The sequence below is a fragment of the Salinicola tamaricis genome, from assembly GCF_003006155.1.
Classification (GTDB): Bacteria; Pseudomonadota; Gammaproteobacteria; order Pseudomonadales; family Halomonadaceae; genus Salinicola; species Salinicola tamaricis.
Genome location: NZ_CP023559.1, coordinates 2657069 through 2677237, shown reverse-complemented (window position 1 = coordinate 2677237; position 20169 = coordinate 2657069). Strand labels below are relative to the sequence as shown.

Sequence of the window (20169 nt, the reverse complement as noted above, 5' to 3'; positions counted from 1 at the left end):
GAGTCAGAAGCGCCGGCGAGCAAGCTCGCTCGAGAGGGTGCTTGAAAATCAAGCTATCGAAGGGGAAAACATGCCACAAGTATCATGTTTCGATGGCATCCTTGCCGTATCGGCAAACCTTAATAAAAACAGGGCAACACACCATGGCCAACTCCCATCGCGCGTTGCAGGAGACCGCCCTGCGCTACTTCCTGGCGGTGATCAAGTGGGGGTCCATCAGTGAGGCGTCAGCCCATCTCAACGTCGCCGCCTCCGCAATCAGCCGTCAGATTGCGCGGCTCGAGACCGAACTCGACACCCAGCTGTTCGAGCGCCGCGCCCGCGGCATGATTCCCAGCGCGGCGGGTGAGCTGCTGGCGCTGCATGCCCGGCGCCAGCAGTTGGAGAGCGAGCGCGTGGTGGGCGAGATCCAGGGCTTGCGGGGGCTGCAGCGCGGCACCGTGCGGCTGGCCAGTTCGGAGGGGTTCGCGGTCGATTTTCTACCCAAGGCGATCGCCGAGTTCCGCCACGCCTACGCCGGCATTCTGTTCCGGCTCAACGTGGCCTCACCCGCCGAGGTGACCCGTCAGGTACGCGAGGGCGAGGTGGATATCGGGCTTACCTTCAGCCTGGCGCCGCAGCCCGACGTGCGCGTCGAGCATCGCCAGCGCTCGCCGATCCTGGCGCTGATGTCTCCGGCGCATCCGCTGGCAGGGAGGCGGCATCTCAAGCTGGCCCAGCTACAGCCCCACGCCATGCTGTTGCCGCCGCCGGAAACCACCCTGCGCCAGCTGTTCGATATCTGCTGTGGCCAGCAGAATCTGATCTTCACCTCGGTATTCACCAGCAACTACATCGAGTCGATGCTCAACTGCGCCATCTTCGGCGGTGGTATCGCGCTCGCCGGGGAGCTCTCCATCCGCCAGCGGCTGGCGCAGCAGCGGCTGGTGGCGATCCCCATCGTCGACGCCGGCATGGATGCCCGCCACATCGAGGTGCAGACCCTGACCAACCGCACCCTGCCAGCCGCCACAGCGGCCTTCGTGGCGCACCTCAAGCAGGCGATGGCCGCCCCGGCCTGAGGCGGCGCGCTCGGGTTTTCAAGCGGCGTGACACTTCTTGAACTTTTTCCCACTGCCACACGGGCAGGGGTCGTTACGCCCGACATCCTTGAGCGCATTGCGCACCGGCGCCTGGGGCGTGTGGTGGTGGTGCTGACAGTGCGGGCCGTGAACGTGGCCATCGGCGCCGTGGTCATGTTCATGGGCGTGATCGTGGCCACAACCGGGACCGTGGACGTGGGGCTGGGTCATGCCGAGTACTCGCGAGGGGGAGAAAGGCGACGATTATCTCCCAAGCCCTCCTCTCCCGCCACGCCATCTCAGGCCTTGAGTTCGATCTCGACGAACACGAACTCCTCGTCGTTGGGGTTGATCACGTTGTGCTCGACGCCGCGCTCGCGGTAGTAGGAGACACCGCTCTCCAGCGTCGAGAAGGTGTGGCCGTCCAGGGTCTCGAGATCGAGCTTGCCGGTGCTCTGGGGTACCACCACGTAGTCACAGTCGTGCACGTGCCAGCCGGTCTCGGCGCCGGGGGCGAAGCGCCACTCGGTGACACGCACACGGGCGTTGTCGATCTGGACGCTGGACTGGGCCTGGGGGCGGTCGGTAAACATATGACGAACCTCATGAAAAACAAGTACCGGGCACGGTTGCGTGCCCGGCAAGAGAGTGTAAAGACTCGGCGCCATCCTCGCCGGACAGCGCCCGGAATGCGCGAGTTCTAGGTTCTGTACGAAAAGTCAGCGAGCGAAGGCAAGACAAGGCAAAAATCGGCGAAAACGCGGAGTTTACGGGATGTAAATGAGCATTTTGAGCCGATTTTTAACGCCGTATTGTCGAGCGCAGGTAGTTTTCGTACAAAGCCTAGAACCCTTCGCGGGTCAGAATCGCCCCCTGATCCCCCACCGGGCGGCCGAGGAACTCCAGCAGCGCCGCGGGGCGATTGGTGAAGAAGCCATCGACGCCGTTGTCGCGATAGCGGGCAAAGTCCGCCGGCTCGTCGACGTGTAGGCGTGGACCAGCAGGCCGTCGTCATGCGCCAGGCTGACCATCCACGGCGGCCGCCAGCTCCATGTAGCTGAACTGACTGCTGAAGGGCCCGTCATGATCGTGCTGCACGGTGGAGGGCCCGACGCCGATGGCGCCATGCCTTGGCGACATCGAGCCACGCCTGGTAAGCCGCCGGCGAGGCCACCTGCTGGCGCGCGTAGTAGTCGGCGTCGCTCTCGTGCTCGCCCTGGGGGTCGCTCGGCGCCGCGTCGATACCGCCCTCACCCAGCCACAGCAGCAGCACCCGCGGTACCTGGGGCATGGTCTCTTCCAGCGCCGCGAGGCTGGCCTTGGAGAAGGTCTGCAGGATGACCCGCGCCTTGCCGTCGGCGACCTTGACTGCGTCACCGCTGGCCGGTGCCCAGGCGCCGGCGTCCTCCCCCAGCCAGCCGCGCGCGGTGAGCTTGTCGCGTAGATCGCGCTCGATCCCGGGGAACTGCTCCGGCACCTTGGTTTCGATATAAAGCCCGGGATGATTGGCGCCGCCCTCGGCGATATCGATCACCTCGTCGAGGGTCAGGATCTGGAGCCCGGCATAGGCGTCGCGGGCTCGCTCGGGGTAGCGCGCATTGAACCAGCTGCCGGCATCGAGCTGCTTGAGCTCGGCCAGGGTGAAAGCGGAGATTGGCGCATCGGCGCGCTCGGGGAAGACCTCGGCGACGTTGGTGTTGCGACCCAGGGTGTTGTCGTGGAAGGCCACCAGCTCGCCATCGCGGGTGCGCTGCAGGTCGAGTTCGAGGTAATCCGCGCCCAGCTCGCGGGCCAGCAGATAGGCCGGCCGGGTCGACTCGGGGGCCTGATAAGAGGCGCCACGGTGCGCGATCACCGCATTGCAGGGCACCGGCACCTTGGCGCACAGCGTCGCCCCCGGGGCGGCGGATTGGGCCACGGCGAGCGGCGCCATGCTCGCCCCAAGACTCAGGCTCAGCGCGCCCAGGGCCAGGGCGGATCTCCAGCGAATCGACATATGATGTTCTCCTTGTTTGATTCCTCGTCACGAGGCACGGCGCGCGTCCGACAGATCCTCTTGTCGACAGATCCTCTCGTAGCCCTCCAGTGTAGCGCTTCACCACGGCCGCGTTGGCGGCGAAACGAGACCGGGATAGCGGTGGACGCAGACATACGTTAAGCTGCCGGCCATCGCCATGACCTGTCTGGCCGTCGTCACGCGAAGCGGATAACTCTGACGACCCATCTGATCGGCGCCTCAACGGCGCACCTGCCAGCACTGGCTTTTCCCCGGCAGCGCGTAGCCGCTTCGCTACGCCATCCGCCGCGACCTAGAGATTACCGAATGTCTTTTGATTCACTGGGCCGTGAGCGCCCCGTTGCTGAAAGCCGTGGCCGAAGAAGGCTACGACACCCCCTCCCCGATTCAGGCCCAGGCCATCCCTGCCGTACTCGACGGCCGTGACGTGATGGCCGCAGCACAGACCGGCACCGGCAAGACCGCCGGCTTCACCCTGCCGATTCTGCAGCGTCTTTCCGAGGCCCAGCGCCCCAACGGCCGCCCGGTGCGGGCGCTGATCCTGACCCCGACCCGCGAACTGGCGGCCCAGGTCGGCGAAAGCGTCGAGACCTACGGCAAGCACCTGCCGCTGACCAGCGCCGTGGTCTTCGGCGGGGTCAAGATCAACCCGCAGATCGCCAAGCTGAAGTCCGGCGTGGACATTCTTGTCGCCACCCCCGGGCGCCTGCTCGACCTGCACCAGCAGAAGGCAGTGTCGTTCGAGTCGCTCGAGGTGCTGGTGCTCGACGAAGCCGACCGCATGCTCGACATGGGCTTCATCCACGATATCCGCCGCATCCTCAAGGTGCTGCCGGCGAAGCGTCAGAACCTGCTGTTCTCGGCCACCTTCTCCCAGGAGATCCGCAACCTGGCCAAGGGCATCGTCAACGACCCGGTGGAAGTCTCGGTGACCCCGCGCAATACCGCGGCGGCCACGGTGACCCAGTGGGTGCATCCGGTGGACAAGAGCCGCAAGCCGGCGCTGCTGTCGCACCTGATCGAAACCCACCAGTGGCAGCAGGTGCTGGTCTTCACCCGTACCAAGCACGGCGCCAACCGCCTGACCAAGTATCTCGAAGGCCAGGGCATCGAAGCCGCGGCGATCCACGGCAACAAGAGCCAGAACGCGCGCACCAAGGCGCTGGCCGACTTCAAGAACGGTGATGTTCGCGCGCTGGTAGCGACCGATATCGCCGCCCGCGGCCTGGATATCGACCAGCTGCCACAGGTGGTCAACTTCGAGCTGCCCAACGTGCCGGAGGATTACGTCCACCGCATCGGCCGTACCGGACGCGCCGGGGCCAGCGGCCAGGCGGTCTCGCTGGTGAGCCTGGACGAGAAGGAGCTGGCCGGCATCGAGCGGCTGATCAGCCAGCGTCTGGAGAGCCAGACGGTGAGCGGCTTCGAGCCGACGCCGGGCGGCGGCCCCAAGGTCGACGAGAACGAAGGTCGCCCAGCGCGTCCGCCGCGTCGTCAGGGCGGCAACCGTAACGGCTCCGGGCCGCAGCGCAGCGGCGGTCAGCGCAGTGCCAACAACCAGCGCCAGAACGGCGAACCGCGCGGCAACGACAACCGTGGCAACGACAATCGTAGCAGCGAAAACCGCGGCAACGAGTCGACCGCACCGCGGCGTCGCCGCTCGCGGGGCGGCCGTAGTCGCACCGGCGGCAACGGCGGCGCGGCCAGCGGCAACCGCTGAGCCTTTAGCTAGACGCAATAAAAGACGCCACCGCACTTGCGGTGGCGTCTGCGTTTCAGGCCCGGTATGTATGGAGGTATGGATGAGCGGATCGCGAGCGCCGGGTAACGGCGGCTCGCCCGCTCACTCCAGCACGATCAGCCGGTTGGGCAACTCGTTGCGCTCATGGGTCGCCGGCAGGTGGACCTTGAGACGCTCACCGCAAGCCTCGATACAGTCGAGGAAGCCCGCGAGCGTGCGCCCGCCCTGCACCTGTGCGGTGAAGCGCGCGACGATCTGCCCCCACTCGCTGTCGTCGAGGCGTTGAGAGATACCGTGGTCGACCAGGATCTCCACGTAGCGCTCCGCCTCCGAGACGAAGATCAGCATGCCGGTCCCGGCCTCGGTACGGTGCAGGTTCTGCTCCAGAAACTGCCGCCGGGCCAGATTGGCCGCGCGCCAGAAGCGTACCCGACGTGGGATCAGCCGGGTCAGCAAAGGCGGCCAGCGAAACGCCACCGCCAGCAGGCTGAACAGCACCCACTGCACCAGCAGCAGCGACCAGGCGCCGAAGCCAGCGATCAGCCCCAGCCAACTGGCCACCACCGCTACGGCCCCCGGCACCAGCAACGCCGCCAGCCCGGCCCACAGCAGCGGAATATAGGTGTAGTCATCCGCCTGGCGCGCCAGCACGGTGACGATCTCGGCGTCGGTATCGCGTTCGATGCGGGTGATCGCCTCGCCTACCTGCTGCCGCTCGTGTTCGTTGAGTAGCGTCATCTGCCATCGCCTCGCTCGTTACCAGCCACCGGAGGCGCCACCGCCCCCGAACCCGCCACCACCACCACTGAAGCCACCGCCGCCGCCAAAGCCGCCGCCGCCGAAGCCACCACCCAGGCCGCCGCCCAGCAGCACGCCGCCCATGGCGCCACGCCGACGCCGCCGGCGACTCCCCCCGCCGCCACCGCCTCCGCCGCCACGCACGATCAGCATGACGATGAAGAACAGCAGCCCGAACCAGATCCCGGCACCGCCCAGGTGGTGCGATTCGTCACGCTGGGGCTTGGGCGTGCTGGCGCGGGCCCCCGGGTCGCCGCCCAGGGTCTGGATGATCGCCCGGCTGGCGTCGACGATGCCGGCGGCGAACTGGCCCTGCTTGAACGCCGGCAGCAGCACCTGGTTGATGATCCGCGAGGACTGAGCATCGGTCAGCCGGCCCTCGAGTCCATAGCCGACCTCGATCCGCGCCTTGCGCTCGGCCATCGCCACGATCAACAGCGCGCCGTTGTCCTCGCCCTTCTGGCCGATGCCCCAGTGGCGCCCCAGCTGATAGCCGTACTGCTCGATGGTCTCGCCCTGCAGATCCGGCAGCGTGACCACCACCACCTGTTCGCCGGTGGCCTCTTCATGCGCTTTCAGCATCGCGTCGAGCTGGCTCGTGGTGCCGGCATCGAGCAGCTTGGCGTTGTCCACCACGCGCCCGGTGAGTTCGGGGAAATCCGGCGCTGCCACCGCGACCGCGGCGAACAGCGCCAGCCAGACGGCAAGTGTCAGCGAGATCGCGTGTCGCATGGGCGCGCTCCTGTGGCAGTGAGAAAGGCGGGCTCGAACGTCCACCGGCACCTCAGAACTTGACCTGGGGTGCCTGGTCGGCATTCGGGCTGGTGGCCTCGAAGGTCTCGCGGATCGGCATGTCGCTGTAGAGCAGGCTGTGCCAGATCTTGCCCGGGAAGGTGCGAATCTCGGTGTTGTAGGCCTGCACCGCCTGGATGAAGTCGCGCCGCGCCACGGCGATGCGATTCTCGGTCCCTTCCAGCTGCGACTGCAGGGCCAGGAAGTTCTGGTTGGACTTGAGTTCGGGGGGGTAGCGCTCGGAGACCGCCATCAAACGGCTCAGCGCCCCGGTCAGCTGGCTCTGGGCCTGCTCGAAGCGCTTGAGCGTCTGCGGGTCGTTGAGGGTATCGGCATCGACCTGGATCGAGGTCGCCTTGGCGCGCGCCTCGGTCACCGCGGTCAGCGTCTCTTTCTCCTGCTGGGCGTAGCCCTTCACCGTCTCGACCAGATTGGGGATCAGATCCGCACGGCGCTGGTACTGGTTCTCCACCTGGGCCCAGGCCGACTTCACCTTCTCGTCCAGGGTCGGGATGTTGTTGACGCCGCAGCCCGACAGGGCCAGCACCAGACATAAAAGCGCCAGCCAGCGCCATGAGTAGGCCACGGCGAAACGACGGGAATCAGCAGGATGGGACATGAGATACGCTCTCGCAGACAGGTCAGGAAAGGATCAGGGATAAGGAGGCCCTAGGATAACGTGTTGTCGCAGCTCTAGGCACAGGAATCCCCGCTTTCTACACCTCGGTCACGGGACGCGGGATTGCCCGTAGGCGCGCAATTCCGTCACCACCGCCTCGGGCAGCTCGATCGACTCGTCGCGCTCGGCACGCAAGCCATAGCGCCGCTCCCCGGGCAGCCTTACCCCCGGCTGGTCGAGCATGGCGGCGAACAGGGCTTCGATATGCGCCAGTAGCCGTCACTGAAGCGGGCCGGATCGAACGCCATCAGATGCCCGACGCTCGGCGCTTCGCCCTCAGGCTCGAAGAAGGAGCTGGCCTGAAAGCCGAAGTGACTGCCGGTCAGCCCAGCGGTGAGCAGTTCCACCATCAGCGCCAGCGAAGCGCCCTTGGCATCGCCGGCGGGCACCATACTGCCGGCGATCGCCGCCTCCGGGTCGGTCGTGGGTCGGCCCTCGATGTCGAGTGCCCACCCCTCGGGGATCGTTTCTCCGGCCTTCTTGGCCAGCATCACCTTGCCGCGCGCGACCTTGGACAACGACAGGTCGATGACCAACGGCTCGGCATCGCGACGCGGGGTGGCGAAGGCGATCGGATTGGTCCCGTAGAGCGGACGCTTGCCGCCCCACGGTGCCATCGCCGAGGGCGCGTTGCTGAAGGCCATGGCTACCAGGCCTGCCCGCGCCAGGCGCTCGACCGGCTCGCCGGCGACCCCGAAGTGATGCGAGCGGCCGATCGCCACGGCGGACCAGCCCCAGCTCGCGGGCCAGCGGAATCGCCCGCTCGACGCCCCGGGCGATGGCCGGAAAGGCCAGCCCGTGCCCGGCGTCGACGCGAATCACCGAACCGGCGACCTCGACCCGGGCCCGGGCGTCGGCGACGATCTTGCCACTGCGCGCCTGGGCGAGATAGAAAGGCAGCCGCGACAACCCGTGCGAGGGCAGACCGTCGCGCTCGGGGCGATCAGCGCCCTTGCGCTGACCTCGGCCTCCCAGCGCGGCACGCCGACCGCTTCGAGGGCGCCGACCGCCAGGGCCTCGGCATCGCGTAGCGAGAGCGTGGTATTCATACGCTCCCTCCCAGTGCCTGGCGCACGTTGTCGACGGTGATCCAGCTGATCCGCTCGTTGGACTCGTGAGTCACACCGGCGATGTGCGGCGTGGCGATCAGCCCTTCGACGCCAGCCAGCACCGAGCCCTCGGTAAGCGGCTCGTCCTCGAAGACGTCCAGCATCGCCCCGCCCAGATGCCTTGGCGGAGGCTGCCCGCCAGGGCCGCCTCGTCGACGATGCCGCCACGTGCGGTGTTGATCAGCAGGCTTCCCTGTTTCATCGCGCCGAGCGCCTCGGCATCGATCAGGTGACGTGTTCCCGCAGTGAGCGGGACGTGCAGGCTGACCGCATCCGCGGCAGAGAGCAGCGTTTCCAGACGATCGACGCGCTCGACCGTCTGCCAGGCAGCGTCATCCTCGGCCACGAAGGGATCGAACGCCATCACCGCCATCCCCAGACACTGGGCGCGCCGGGCCAGATCCCGAGCGATACACCAAAGCCCACCAGGCCCAGGATCGCCCCTTGCGTCTCGTGCCCCATCAACGCCTGTCTCGGCCACTCGCCGGCCAGCACCCGCGATGTCGACAGATAGGCACCGCGGCGTAGCATGCGGACGCCGGTCAACACATATTCGGCCACCGACACGGTATTGCCGCCGGTCGCCGGCAGCAGCAATACCGGACTCCCGGCAGGCCTCGAGATCGATATTGTCCAACCCCACACCCAACCGCCCCACCGCCGTCAGCTCGGGAAGCGCGCCAGCAGTTCGCGGTCGACACGGGTGCGGTTTGCGCAAGATCAGCCCACGCACTGCGTCGCCCGACGCCAGCAACCGGTCACGATCGTCGACCAGCGTGGCATCGAAGGTCACCGAGAAGTCCTTCTCGAGATCGGCGACGGCCGCCTCGTCCATGAATTCACTGATAAGTATGTCGGTCATTATTGTTCCTCATGAGTGCGCGTTTACGCCCCCGCGATGAAAGGGCGCAGGGGGTCGCCTCTTTTGATCGAGGCTCGGCAGTTAGAAGTGGCGCCACAGGAGCCCTGCCGGCAGCGGCACGTTGAGCACGATGGCGAACAGGATGTAGAAGCCACCGATGATCAGCCCCAGCGCCACCGCATAGCCACCCAGCCGTCGCGCGGTCCAGGCGTGGTAATGGGCGAGCCCGGCCAGCAGCGCCGCACTGGCGACACTGGCGACGAGAAAACCCAGCCACTTGAGCGACAGGCTCCAGATGAGCATGACGGCGATCAGGCCGAGACGTCGGGCGACGCTACCGGCCTCAGGGCGTGCAAGGCGGGGATGCGCGACGACACTCTTGATCAGCAGCGCGACACTGAACACCAGCAACAGCACGGCGATGGTTCGCGGAAAGACGCTGGCCATGATCGACATGTCGCGACTGAACACGATCGCCCCGGCGGCGATGACGATCATCACCAGCGCCAGGGACCGATCCGAGCGGCGCGCATCTAGCGTCGGTGTCTGGGGGTCAGTGGCCATTGGCGGTCTCCTTGGGAGTACGGGGACGGCTGCGCCAGGCGCGCAACAGCGGGAACAGTACCGACAGCAGGACCATCGCAATGATCGCCAGCGACAGCGGCCGGCCGAAGAAGGCATTGACCACCGAGCCGGAGGCGTTGCCCATCAGATACCCCTGGACGAAGCCCTGCTCGGCGATCGGCCCGAGGATCAGTCCCAGCACGATCGGTGACGGCTTCACGCCATAGCGCGACAGCATCCAACCGATCACGCCCAGGATGACCATCACCACCACGTCGAAGGGATTGTTGCGGATCGCGTAGGTGCCGATGATGGTCATGAAGGCGATGCTCGGCACCAGCAGCGCCTTGGGAATGCTGACGATCGACTTGAAGGCGTAGCGTCCGATCAGCAGACCGATGGGCAGCATCAGCAGGGTGGCGATGAACAGCCCGCCGATGAAGGTGTAGGTGACGCCGACGTTGGTGGTGAACATCTCCGGCCCGGTGCGAAAGCCCTGGACCAGCAGCGCGCCGAGGATCACCGCGTCGGGTGGCGTACCGGGAATGCCCAGCACGAAGGTAGGAATGAAACCGCCGCCGACGGTGGCGTTGTTGGCGGTTTCGGTGGCGATCACGCCATCCGGCTCGCCCTTGCCGAAGTTGTCGCTGCGTGGCGAGGTACGCCGCGCCTCCGAATAGGAGACCAGGCTGGCAATCGAGCCGCCGGCACCGGGCAGGATCGCCACGGCGGTGCCGATGATCGCGCTACGCAGGCTATTGAACTTGCCGCGCCACATCAGCGACAGCCCTTCGGCGAAGCGAATCCCCCGCCCCTTCTCGGGCGGTTCCAGGTGCGCGCTGGGGGTCGCGACCAGATCGATGAGTACCGGCACGCAATACAGCCCGATCAGCGCCGAGATGGTCTCCACCCCACCGAGCAGGAATTGCGAGCCAAAGGCATACCGGATGTCGGCGCCGATCACCGACACCCCGACCGTGGACAGCAGCAGCCCCAACCCCGCACCGATGAAGCCCTTGAGGGTCGAGCCTTCCGAGAGCGCCGAAATCAGGGTCAAACCGAAAATCGCCAGCCAGAAATACTCCACCGGCCCGAATTTCAGGGCGATCTGGGCCAGCAGCGGCGCCAGAGTCAGCAGGGCCAGCGCCCCGATCAGCCCGCCGACCATCGATGACAGCGTGGAGAGCGTGACCGCCAAGTCGCCATCGCCCCGCTTGGCCATGGGATAGCCGTCAAAGGTGGTGGCGATCGCCGAGGGTGTGCCCGGCGTGTTGACCAGGATCGCCGCATAGGAGCCACCGTAGATGGCACCGGTATAGATCGCCCCCAGCATGATCAGCGCGGCCTCCGGCGCCATACCGAAGGTCACCGGCACCAGCACCGCCACCGCCATTGTCGCCGATAACCCGGGTAGCGCGCCGATGAGAATACCGGCGGCGACACCGATGATCGCCAACATCAGATTGACCGGAGACAAGGCAGCGGCCATGAAACTCAGGGTGTCCATGCACTTCTCCCTACCGAAGGGGCCCCATGGCCGGGGCCCGTGGAAAGCCGCTCAACTCACTCGATGATGCCCATCCCGCGTGCCACCTTCTCGTATTCGGCGCGCCTCTGGGCCATGAAGTCGGCCATCTTCAGGTAGGGAACGTCGATCAACACGAAGCCCAGGTCCTGCATCTTCTGGCGGAATTCCCGGTTTTGGTTGATCTGCTGGAAGATCCCCGACAGCTTCTGGGTCACGTCGTCCGGCGTGTCCTTGGGCACCGCCATGCCGCGATAGGCGCCGCCGGTCATGTCGTAGCCCAGCTCCTTGAAGGTCGGCACATCAGGAAACAGCGGGTGGCGGTTGTCGGCGGACACCGCCAGCATGCGCACCTTGTCCTTGTGATTGGCCGCGGTAGTGGTATAGCCCCACTCGGCCTGCACCTGCCCGCCGAGCAGTGCCGTCACCGCCGCACCGGTGCCCTTGAAGGGGATATAGGTGGTCTTGACGTCGGCCAGCGACTCGAAGCGCCGGTTGGCGATGTCGTTGGCTGATTGTGTCCCGCTGCCCGAAACGGTGACGCTGCCCGGCTTCTCCTTGGCGGCAGCGATCAGATCATCGAGCGTCTTGTAGGGGCTGTCGTTCCTGACGATCAGCGCATCGGGCGAATAGTGGAATTAGTAGAAGTTCTTGAGATCCGCGGTCTTGAAGCCCGGGTCCTTGCCCATCGGCTTGAGAATGATGTGCGGCAGGTTGGTCCCCATGATGGTGTAACCGTCGCCGTCCATTTCGTTGAGCTGCGACCAGCCCACCGCCCCGCCGCCGCCGGGCATGTACTGGATGATCAACTGCTGACCGGTGAGTTCCTGGAAGTACTTCTGCTGCAACCGGGCGCTGATGTCCGATTCACCGCCCGGGCCGAAAGGGATGATGTACTGGATGTTGTGATCGGGGAAATCCTCGGCACCGGCCGCCGTAGCAGGGCCGGCAAGCGCGGCCGCGCTGAGCAGACCACCGACGAGGGCTGCCGCTTTCAGGGTCTTGAAACGTGTCTGGCGCATGATCGTCTCCGATGTTTCTATTATTGTGCTTCGGTTCCCGGGAGCCCGATGGCTCCCGACATGCCAAGTACCGCCACGTGACGCGTCGTTGCTTTGTCGTGGTCGGGCGTGCCGGTACGCGGTCCCTCCTGTCTTCGCATTCAGCGATCGCAACGCGTCCCCCATCGTGAGTCTCGAGCGCTCGCGAAGAGCCGGATGGGCACGAAAGCCCGATGGCCCTGCGCCGCCTGCCGAGACCTCGATATGATGTGCTCGCTCAGCGCCCATCATGTACGGCAGGGGGCAGAGCTTGATCACCGGCAGGATCGGGTTGCCGATCACGTTGTCCTGATCCGAGACGTCAGTTGCGAGAACCGATCGCCTCGCCAGCGACTCATGTATATGACATAGTATATAAAACAGTCAAGGATATGCCAGCCTGTTTGCCTCTGGGTATAATTAGCCTGACGTACTCACCGCACCACCGCTCATCAACAGGGACATCGCCTCCATGACTGCGCCGAAAGGCCCGACATTTCAGCCGCTGTACAAGCAGATCAAGGACTTGCTTCTGGAAAGGATCGCATTGGGAGAGTGGCCGCCGGGAACTTTCATCCCCAGCGAGGCGGCGCTGGCCGCCAGCTACAACGTCAGTGTCGGCACCCTGCGCAAGGCGCTCGACGAGCTGGTCAGCGACAACGTAGTGGTCCGCCGCCAGGGCAAGGGCACGGCCGTGGCCACCCACGACGCCGATCGCGCCCTGTTTCGCTTCTTCAACGTTGTGCGTCATAACGGCGAGCGCAGCCTACCCATTTCGCGAGTGCTGAACCGCCAACGTCGTCCTGCCACTACTGCCGAGCGGGACGCATTGGACCTGCCCCCCGGAGCGGAGGTGATCCATATCCGGCGGGTCCGCGAACTGACCGGCAACCCGACGCTGCTGGAGGATATCGTGCTCGACGCCGCGACCTTCGCCGCCATCGAGACGCAGCCGGAGATACTGCCCAACACCCTCTATCAGCTCTATCAGAACCAGTACGGTGCCACTGTCGCCCATGCCGACGAGCAGCTCGTCGCCGTGTGCGCCAACGAGCAAGATATCGCCCAGCTGGGCGTCGAGTCCGGCGAGCCCCTGATCGAGATTCGTCGCGTGGCCCGGGACTATCAGGATGCCCCGATTGAGCTGCGCGTCTCGCGGCTGGCCACAGGGGAGTACTGTTACTCCAATCGCTTGTAGTGAGCCAGCCGTGACAAGCGGCGTAGTGGGCGGTCAATCGGCATCGATCGAACGCCCCCCCGGAGGGTCAGGGCGTGAGCACGATTTTGGCCGCCGCGGTCCGCCCGGCGACCAGATCGGCGAAGGCCGTGGCGCCGCCCTCCAGTCCGCGCGTCTCGACCCAATCGAGCGAACCCAGCGCCCCCGAGGCCAGCAGGTCGACGGTGGCGTGCAGATCGTTCGGCGTATAGGTGTAGGCGCCCAGCACGATGAGTTCCTTGAGCGTAACGGCGCGCATGTCGAACGGCCCGTCGTTGTCCTGTAGCCCCAGGTGCATCAGCGCTCCCCCGGGGCGCGTGGCCTGCACGGCCATGGCCCGAGTCACCGCCGCCCCCACGCAGTCGAAGACGGCCTCGACGCTGTCGGCCTCCGGTGGCGTCTGGCGCGGATCGATCATCGTCAGCCCCGCCCGCTCGGCGGTCTCCCGACGCAGCGGGTTGGTCTCGGCCAGCGTCAGCCGACGCACGCCACGCTGGCGCAGCATCAAGCCTGTCAGCAGCCCCACGGCGCCGGCACCGATCACCAGGACGCGGGCTTCCGCGAGCGGTCGCGCAAGGCTGCGCTCCAGGCGGTTGATGGCATGCAACACGGTAGCGGCCGGCTCGGTCAGGGCCGCCACCACCGGCGACATGCCGTCGGGCAGCTCGATCAGGCAATGATCGGGAACCACCACGCTATCGGCGAAGGTACCCGGACGATTCATGCCCAACATGGTGCGATTGCTGCACAGGTTCTGCCGCCCCTCCCGGCAATAGTCGCAATGGCCGCAGATCACCAGCGGATTCATTGTCACCCGTTTGCCGACGAGGGCGCCCTCGACGACCTCCCCGGCCGCCTCGTGGCCGAGGATCATCGGCGGCACCCGGCGCGGGTCGTGGCCGTGATAGGCGTGCAGATCGGACCCGCAGATACCCGTCGCCAGCACCCTCACCCGAGACTCGCCGGCGGCCAGCGGCGGCAGCTCGGTGTCGCGAAGCTCCATCTGCTCAGGGCCGGTATAGAAAAGCGCTTGCATTCTCGATTCCTCCAGTAAGGATCTGACAGTCATCCCTTCGCACCAGGCACCACCGGCTTGCGATGATGCGTTCTCAACGCGCGGTAAAGCCGCCATCGACGAATAGCGTCTGCCCGGTCACGTAGGCCGAGGCCGGCGAGGCGAGAAAGACCGTGGGCCCGGCGATATCCTCGGCGGTGCCGTTACGGCCGATCGCCGTGCGCTGCGCCAGTTCCCGGGCCTTGGCTGGATCGTCGAACAGCGTGGCGGTCAGCTCGGTGGGAAAGAAACCCGGCGCGATGGCGTTGGCGTTGATGCCCTCCCGCGACCAGGCCTCGGCCATCGCCCGGGTCAACTGCACGATGCCGCCCTTGCCGGCGCCATAGGGCGCGCTGTCGGGAAAGGCGCGCAATGACTGTAGCGAAGCCAGATTGATGATCCGCCCGTAACCCTGCTCACGCATTCCGGGCACCAGCGCCCGGGCGAGAAAGAACGGCGTGCCCAGATGAAGCTGCAGGGTCAGGTTCCAGCTGGCCAAATCGACGTCGTCGATGGGCTGGCGCAGATTGATACCGGCGGCGTTGACAAGGATCGATACCGTGCCGAACGGCTCGGCGGCCCGAGCGGCTATGGCCTCCATCGACGCGGCGTCGGCCAGGTCGGCGACCAGGGCGGCCGCACGGCCGCCCTGGCGCTCGATGCACGCGACCGTGTCATCGAGCGCAGCACGCCGCCGCGCCGCAACCACCACCGCCGCCCCCGAAGCCGCCAGGGCCAGCGCCATGCTGCGCCCCAGCCCGCTGCTGCCGCCGGTGACCAGGGCCACCTGGCCGTCGAGATCGAAGCAGGGCGTCATCCTAGACCTCCTCATCGATGACCAAATCGAACTGCTCGTCCGGGTAGTACTTGGCCAGGCGCACGTCACCGCTGCGTGCGTGCCCTTCCATGCCCTCGCAACGTGACAACCGCGCCGTCGCCGCAGCGACACTGCGCGTCGCCTCGCGGGACTGGCGCTGGTAGGTGACGATCTTGAGGAACTTCTCGGCACACAGCCCACCGGTGTAGCGGGCCGCGCCCTTGGTGGGCAGGATGTGGTTGGTCCCGGAACACTTGTCGCCGAATGCCACCGTGGTCTCCTCGCCGACGAACAGCGATCCGTAGCTGTTTAGTTTCGCCACCCACCAGTCTAGATCCTCGACCTGCAGCTCGAGATGCTCGGAGGCGTAACGGTCGCTGACCTCGACCACCTCCTCGCGGCTGTCGCAGATCACGATCTCGCCGTAATCGCGCCAAGCGGCATCGGCGGCCCTGGACTGGGTCTCCGGCAGATCCGCGATCAACCCGGGGATCCGCTCGCTGACCGCCTCGGCCAGCGCCCGCGAGGTGGTGAACAGCCAGGCCGGCGAATCCGGGCCGTGTTCGGCCTGTCCGACCAGATCGGTGGCGACGATATGCGGGTCTGCCGTGTCATCGGCGATGATGCCGATCTCGGTGGGCCCGGCGAACATGTCGATGCCGCAACGGCCGAACAGTTGCCGCTTGGCCTCGGCGACGAAGCGGTTACCCGGCCCCACCAGGATATCGGCGGGCTTACCGGTGAACAGCCCGAAGGCCATCGAGGCGATGCCTTGCACACCGCCCATCTGCAGGATGGTATCGGCACCGGCCAGATCCATGGCGTAGAGAATCGCCGGATGGATGCCGTTCTCGTCACGCGGCACCGAACAGGCGATGACGTTCTTGACGCCCGCCGTTCTGGCCGTCGCCACGCTCATGATCGCCGAAGCGATGTGCGCATAGCGCCCGCCCGGCACGTAGCAGCCGGCGGTCTCCATGGGAATCAGCTTCTGCCCCGCGAACAGCCCCGGCGAGAGTTCGGTCTCGAATTCGCGGATGCTGTCGCGCTGCGCCGCGGCAAAGCGCGATACTCGTTCATAGGCGAACTGGATATCGGCCTTGAGCTGCTCCGGCACCCTGGCCTTCGCCGCCTCGATCTGCTCGCGGGCGACCACCACGTCACCTTCCCAGCCGTCGAGTTTCCGGCAGTACTCCCTGGCCTTGGCCTCGCCCCCGGCCTCGATCTCGGCCAGCATCCGCGACACCGTCTCCTGGGTCTGGTCATACCCTGTCGAGGCGTTCTTCTCCGCTTTCTTGTAGTAATCGATAGCCATTGCTGTGCTCCTTCTTGCGTGTCGTTGCCGTGGCGCCCTGCGTGAGGCGCGCTTCACGACGTCTTGGATAGCGAGATACACGATGTAAGCGCTTACAATTTGTCGCAAAATCCCATGTTCTGCGGGTGTCGGTCTCCGGCTTGTCTACAGCGCCCAGGTCGACAACCAGGGCACGAATGCCACCAGCAGCACCACTGCCAGCATGCCGATGACGAACGGCACGGCATGCCGGGCCACCGCCAGCACCGAGCAGCGCGTCAGGCCGGAGACGACGAACAGGTTCAGCCCCAGGGGCGGGGTGATGAAGCCCAACCCCAGCGTCGTCACCATCAGGATGGCGAAGTGGAAGTCGTTCATGCCCGCCTGATGGGCCAGCGGCAGCAGCAGCGGCGAGAGAATCACGATGTTGGGCGTGGTCTCCATCACGCACCCCGCCAGCACCAGGATTCCGATCATCAGCAGAATGATCAGGGTCGGCGAGTCGGTTAAGTTGCTCACCGCCCCGACCATGGTCTGCGGGATGTCGAGGCTGGCCAGTGTCTGGGCCAGCGGCAGCGACACCGCGATGATCGGCACGATCACCCCGCAGACCCGCGCCGAGGACTCCAGCATGCGCGGGATGTCACCCAGCACCAGCCGCTTCTGCAGCAGGCCGATGACCACCACCACCACCACGGCGACGGCGGCCGCCTCGGTGGGTGTGAAGATCCCCGAGTAGATACCGCCGAGAATCACCACCGGCACGAACAGCGCCCAGCGCGCGCCCCACACGGTGGTCAGCCAGCGCCGCCATGAGAAGGCGGCTTTTTCCGACTCGTAGCCGTAACGCCGGTTGAGCAGCATGTTGGTGAACATCACCGAGACCATCACCATCACCCCGGGAATCGCCGCCGCCAGGAACAGCGTGGACGCCGACAGGCCCAGCACCAGCCCCATCACGATATAGGAGATCGACGGTGGGATGAGGATGCCGGTGCAGGCCCCCGACGCCACCAGCGCACAGGCAGCAGGCAAGGGGTAGCCACGATCGACGAGCCGATGGATGGTCATCCGCCCCACCGCCGCCGCCCCGGCGGCATCCGACCCCGAAATGCAGGCGAAGAAGCCACAGCCCAGGGTGGTCGAGTTGCCCAGCCCGGTGCGCAGCCCGCCGACCGTGGCCTCGGCGACATCGAGCAGCTTGTCGGAGAGCCCCGAGCGAACCAGCGCATCGCCGGTGAGGATGAATAGCGGCACCGCGATCAGGGCAAAGGCATTGATGCCGTCGAACAGCGCCTCGCCGAACACCGACAGCGGCAGCGTCTCGGTGAGCGTCAACATGCCCAGTGCGCCCAGCCCGATCGAGACCCACACCGGCACCCCGAGCAAGATCATCAAGACGAGCAGAGAACAGGGCAGATAGAAGGTCCAGTCGAGGGACGATACGGCCTGTTGGGCAGCCAGGAATTCCATGCATCACCTCCTCAGTCGAACAGCCGGTTGCCGTCGAACGCCGGCAAGCCGCGGCGCATCCGCCCGACATCGGCCACCATCGATTGCACGACGCGTCCCACCACCACCAGAAAGCCCAGCGGGATCGCCGCCAGGAAGATCGCCTGCGATACGCGCAGCCCCGGCGTCACCGAGCCGTACTGCAACGAGGTCAGAACCGGCGATAACGAGAGCCACAGCGCCCATACGGCGAGTGTCAGGGTCGCGATGTCGGCCAGCCACCAGGCCAGCCGCTGGATACGCGCCCCACCCAGATTGACCAGCACGTCGATACGGATGTGGGCACGATCCCGCACGGCGGCGCCGGCGGCGATCCAGGCCAGATAGATGAAGGCATAGCGCGACAGCTCCTCGCCCCACACCGAGGAGTAGTCGAGCAGAAAGCGCCGCAGAACCTCGATCGCCACGGTGGCGATGATCAGGGCGTAGAAGGTCAGCAGGAGCCAGCGTTCCGCCTGGCGGTCGAAGGCGGCCAGCCGATCGTACCAGTGGCGTTGCCGCACCACGGCCTCAGGCGTTGCTGTCGACGTAGTAGCCATTCGACACCTCCGTCGCGGCCAGCAGCTCGTTGAACTTGTCCAGCGAGCCCGCCAGCTGGGTCTTGAGATCGTTCCAGGTCGCCAGTTGATGGCCGCACTTCGCCTTCCATTGAGCGATCTCATCGTCGCTGGGCGAATAGATATCGATGCCGGCCTGGCGCATCTCGTAATAGGCGTAGGCACGCGCCGCGGGCACCTTGGCCAGGTTCTCGCGGAACGTCACGTCCGAGGCCTGCATGATCGCGTCCTGAACGTCGGCCGGACGCGCGTCGAACCAGCCTTTGTTGCAGGTGTAGACCTGAGCGTCCGGCACCGACTGGATCGTCGAGATCGACGCCAGCACATCGGTGAAGCCGAAGATGTAGAGCGCTTCGACGCTGGGATCGAGGGCATCCGCGACGCCCTGCTTGATCGCCGAGGAGGTTTCGCCCCAGGCCACCGGCGTGGGGTTGGCGCCGGCCAGCCGATAGACCTTCTGCAGGATCTGCGACGAGGGCACGCGGAATTTGATACCGCGGATATCGTCTGGCGTGCGTACCGGGTGATCGAGCAGCCCCTGGCGCACGGCCACGGTCCGCGGATCGATGCAGATATAGCTGAGCACCTTGAAGCCGCGGTCCTCGACCTTGCCATGAACCTCGTCCTTCCAGACCGACGAGGTCACCAGGTTGACCAGATGCTGGTTGGCGCCGCACCAATAGGGGATATTGATCAGGTCGACCTCGGGCGCGAACGCAGAAAGATTCGAGATCGAATGCTGGGCCATGGCGATAGTGCCGTTCTGCACCTTGGTGATCAGGGCGCCGCCGGCACCCAGTTGGCCACCGGGCTGCAAGCGCACATAGAGTTTGCCACGGCTGAAGTTCTGCAGGTTCTCCTTGAAGTTGAGCTGCATGATCGGATAGGCCCGTGAGGCGCCGAGACGGTAACCGGTCGCCATGACCAGTACCGTGTCCGCCGCCTTCTCGCGCGCTTCCTCCTCGCGAGAAATCGAGGCCATCGCCGACTCCGAGAACAGCGAGCCGCCCAGAGCACCGATCAGCGCCGTGGTGAAACCATAGCGCCCCATCATGCTGAAGAAGTGGCGGCGCTCGGACTGTTGCGGTTCGCCGTTGGCGGCGTGACCGATGAGCTTCTTGGCGTGGCGTAGCATGCTGGAACTCCTGTCTTGTTGTGTCGTGATCTCAGTTGAGTCCTGCCTCGGGCGTGGGCTCCGATCATTCGAGCCGAATGCAGCCCGTGATGAAGCAGGCGACCATGGCGACGAGCAGTGTCGCCTCCGCCGCGGGCGATAGCGTGAACAGGGCGAACCCCCGGCTCTCGAGTGCCACCCGCGTGATGAAGAGCGCCAGCAGCAGGCCGGAAAGCGCGACCAGCCTGCGCCCCCATCGCCTTCTTGCATCGACATGCGTCATAGGCATGGTTGTCTCCCGTGCCGGTTGTGATTGTCGTCCCTGACGCCTTAACTCTGATGCTGCCTTGCCGTCTCCTCCTTCCCTGGTCTGCCTGCGAAGCAAACGCTACCGTGATTTGCCAGCAAAATTGTAAG

General features: G+C 65.9%; 22 protein-coding genes and 4 pseudogenes. 3 read left to right on the top strand and 23 right to left on the bottom strand.

All coding sequences use genetic code 11. The features are described from left to right. The first annotated feature begins 143 nt into the window (after positions 1-143). Complete coding sequence (locus CN538_RS12305; RefSeq protein WP_106419614.1) at positions 144-1061, top strand: LysR family transcriptional regulator; 918 nt, start codon at positions 144-146, stop codon at positions 1059-1061. Between the two features lie 18 nt (positions 1062-1079). Here the strand turns inward: CN538_RS12305 and CN538_RS12300 are convergent, their stop codons facing one another. The 3 genes from CN538_RS12300 to CN538_RS12290 form a co-directional block, all read right to left on the bottom strand. Beyond that, complete coding sequence (locus CN538_RS12300; protein ID WP_106419613.1) at positions 1080-1292, bottom strand: SEC-C metal-binding domain-containing protein; 213 nt, start codon at positions 1290-1292, stop codon at positions 1080-1082. A 68-nt stretch (positions 1293-1360) separates the two neighbouring features. Then, complete coding sequence (locus tag CN538_RS12295) at positions 1361-1654, bottom strand: cupin domain-containing protein (RefSeq protein WP_035474190.1); 294 nt, start codon at positions 1652-1654, stop codon at positions 1361-1363. Positions 1655-2142: 488 nt separating this feature from the next. Then, a complete protein-coding gene (locus tag CN538_RS12290) occupies positions 2143-3057 on the bottom strand; it encodes a glycerophosphodiester phosphodiesterase family protein (protein WP_207233490.1) in 915 nt (304 codons plus the stop codon). A gap of 327 nt (positions 3058-3384) precedes the next feature. Here CN538_RS12290 and CN538_RS12285 point away from each other — a divergent pair. Continuing rightward, a pseudogene (locus CN538_RS12285) lies at positions 3385-4798 on the top strand (DEAD/DEAH box helicase). A 123-nt stretch (positions 4799-4921) separates the two neighbouring features. Here the strand turns inward: CN538_RS12285 and CN538_RS12280 are convergent. The 13 genes and pseudogenes from CN538_RS12280 to CN538_RS22975 all read right to left on the bottom strand — a co-directional run bounded on the left by CN538_RS12280 (position 4922) and on the right by CN538_RS22975 (position 12170). After that, positions 4922-5557 carry a TPM domain-containing protein gene (locus CN538_RS12280; protein ID WP_106419612.1) on the bottom strand — a complete coding sequence of 212 codons (636 nt, stop codon included), beginning with the start codon at positions 5555-5557 and terminating at the stop codon, positions 4922-4924. An 18-nt stretch (positions 5558-5575) separates the two neighbouring features. Continuing rightward, positions 5576-6349, bottom strand: a complete 774-nt coding sequence (locus tag CN538_RS12275; protein ID WP_106419611.1) for a TPM domain-containing protein — start codon at positions 6347-6349, stop codon at positions 5576-5578. Positions 6350-6401: 52 nt separating this feature from the next. Continuing rightward, on the bottom strand, positions 6402-7028 hold the full coding sequence (locus CN538_RS12270) for a LemA family protein (RefSeq protein ID WP_106419610.1): 627 nt from the start codon (positions 7026-7028) through the stop codon (positions 6402-6404). 221 nt (positions 7029-7249) lie between these two features. Beyond that, a complete protein-coding gene (locus tag CN538_RS12265) occupies positions 7250-7810 on the bottom strand; it encodes an Ldh family oxidoreductase (RefSeq protein WP_277985020.1) in 561 nt (186 codons plus the stop codon). A 73-nt stretch (positions 7811-7883) separates the two neighbouring features. Continuing rightward, a pseudogene (locus CN538_RS24500) lies at positions 7884-7997 on the bottom strand (Ldh family oxidoreductase); the annotation flags it as partial. 136 nt (positions 7998-8133) lie between these two features. Then, positions 8134-8259 carry a hypothetical protein gene (locus tag CN538_RS24495; RefSeq protein ID WP_277985190.1) on the bottom strand — a complete coding sequence of 42 codons (126 nt, stop codon included), beginning with the start codon at positions 8257-8259 and terminating at the stop codon, positions 8134-8136. Between the two features lie 15 nt (positions 8260-8274). After that, positions 8275-8549, bottom strand: a pseudogene (locus CN538_RS22990) (NAD(P)-dependent oxidoreductase); the annotation flags it as partial. Between the two features lie 11 nt (positions 8550-8560). Next, a complete protein-coding gene (locus tag CN538_RS22985; RefSeq protein ID WP_242495056.1) occupies positions 8561-8794 on the bottom strand; it encodes a hypothetical protein in 234 nt (77 codons plus the stop codon). A 55-nt stretch (positions 8795-8849) separates the two neighbouring features. Further along, positions 8850-9032, bottom strand: a pseudogene (locus CN538_RS26355) (3-phosphoglycerate dehydrogenase); the annotation flags it as partial. A 108-nt stretch (positions 9033-9140) separates the two neighbouring features. Next, complete coding sequence (locus CN538_RS12255) at positions 9141-9623, bottom strand: tripartite tricarboxylate transporter TctB family protein (RefSeq protein WP_106419609.1); 483 nt, start codon at positions 9621-9623, stop codon at positions 9141-9143. Next, positions 9613-11130, bottom strand: a complete 1518-nt coding sequence (locus CN538_RS12250; RefSeq protein WP_106419608.1) for a tripartite tricarboxylate transporter permease — start codon at positions 11128-11130, stop codon at positions 9613-9615. The genes CN538_RS12255 and CN538_RS12250 overlap by 11 nt, the downstream gene beginning before the upstream one ends. A gap of 56 nt (positions 11131-11186) precedes the next feature. Beyond that, entirely contained in the window at positions 11187-11765 is a 579-nt protein-coding gene (locus CN538_RS22980) for a tripartite tricarboxylate transporter substrate binding protein (protein ID WP_277985170.1), read from the bottom strand. Between the two features lie 21 nt (positions 11766-11786). After that, positions 11787-12170 carry a type 2 periplasmic-binding domain-containing protein gene (locus tag CN538_RS22975; protein ID WP_242495054.1) on the bottom strand — a complete coding sequence of 128 codons (384 nt, stop codon included), beginning with the start codon at positions 12168-12170 and terminating at the stop codon, positions 11787-11789. 469 nt (positions 12171-12639) lie between these two features. Between CN538_RS22975 and CN538_RS12240 the strand changes: the two genes are divergently transcribed. After that, positions 12640-13386, top strand: coding sequence for a GntR family transcriptional regulator (locus CN538_RS12240; RefSeq protein WP_277985169.1), 747 nt, complete (start codon positions 12640-12642; stop codon positions 13384-13386). Positions 13387-13453: 67 nt separating this feature from the next. On the opposite strand, the gene CN538_RS12235 is transcribed toward CN538_RS12240, so the two are convergent. From CN538_RS12235 to CN538_RS12205, 7 genes are all read right to left on the bottom strand, one after another. Beyond that, positions 13454-14440, bottom strand: coding sequence for an alcohol dehydrogenase catalytic domain-containing protein (locus CN538_RS12235; protein WP_106419606.1), 987 nt, complete (start codon positions 14438-14440; stop codon positions 13454-13456). 73 nt (positions 14441-14513) lie between these two features. Next, positions 14514-15275: an SDR family NAD(P)-dependent oxidoreductase gene (locus CN538_RS12230; RefSeq protein ID WP_106419605.1), complete on the bottom strand. Its 762-nt coding sequence runs from the start codon at positions 15273-15275 to the stop codon at positions 14514-14516. A gap of 1 nt (position 15276) precedes the next feature. Further along, positions 15277-16590, bottom strand: a complete 1314-nt coding sequence (hisD, locus tag CN538_RS12225) for a histidinol dehydrogenase (protein ID WP_106419604.1) — start codon at positions 16588-16590, stop codon at positions 15277-15279. A gap of 144 nt (positions 16591-16734) precedes the next feature. Then, positions 16735-18042, bottom strand: coding sequence for a TRAP transporter large permease (locus CN538_RS12220; protein WP_106419603.1), 1308 nt, complete (start codon positions 18040-18042; stop codon positions 16735-16737). A gap of 11 nt (positions 18043-18053) precedes the next feature. Then, positions 18054-18587: a TRAP transporter small permease gene (locus CN538_RS12215; protein ID WP_207233487.1), complete on the bottom strand. Its 534-nt coding sequence runs from the start codon at positions 18585-18587 to the stop codon at positions 18054-18056. A 4-nt stretch (positions 18588-18591) separates the two neighbouring features. After that, entirely contained in the window at positions 18592-19773 is a 1182-nt protein-coding gene (locus CN538_RS12210) for a TRAP transporter substrate-binding protein (RefSeq protein ID WP_106419601.1), read from the bottom strand. 64 nt (positions 19774-19837) lie between these two features. Further along, positions 19838-20041: a hypothetical protein gene (locus CN538_RS12205; protein ID WP_106419600.1), complete on the bottom strand. Its 204-nt coding sequence runs from the start codon at positions 20039-20041 to the stop codon at positions 19838-19840. Between the last annotated feature and the right edge of the window lie 128 nt (positions 20042-20169).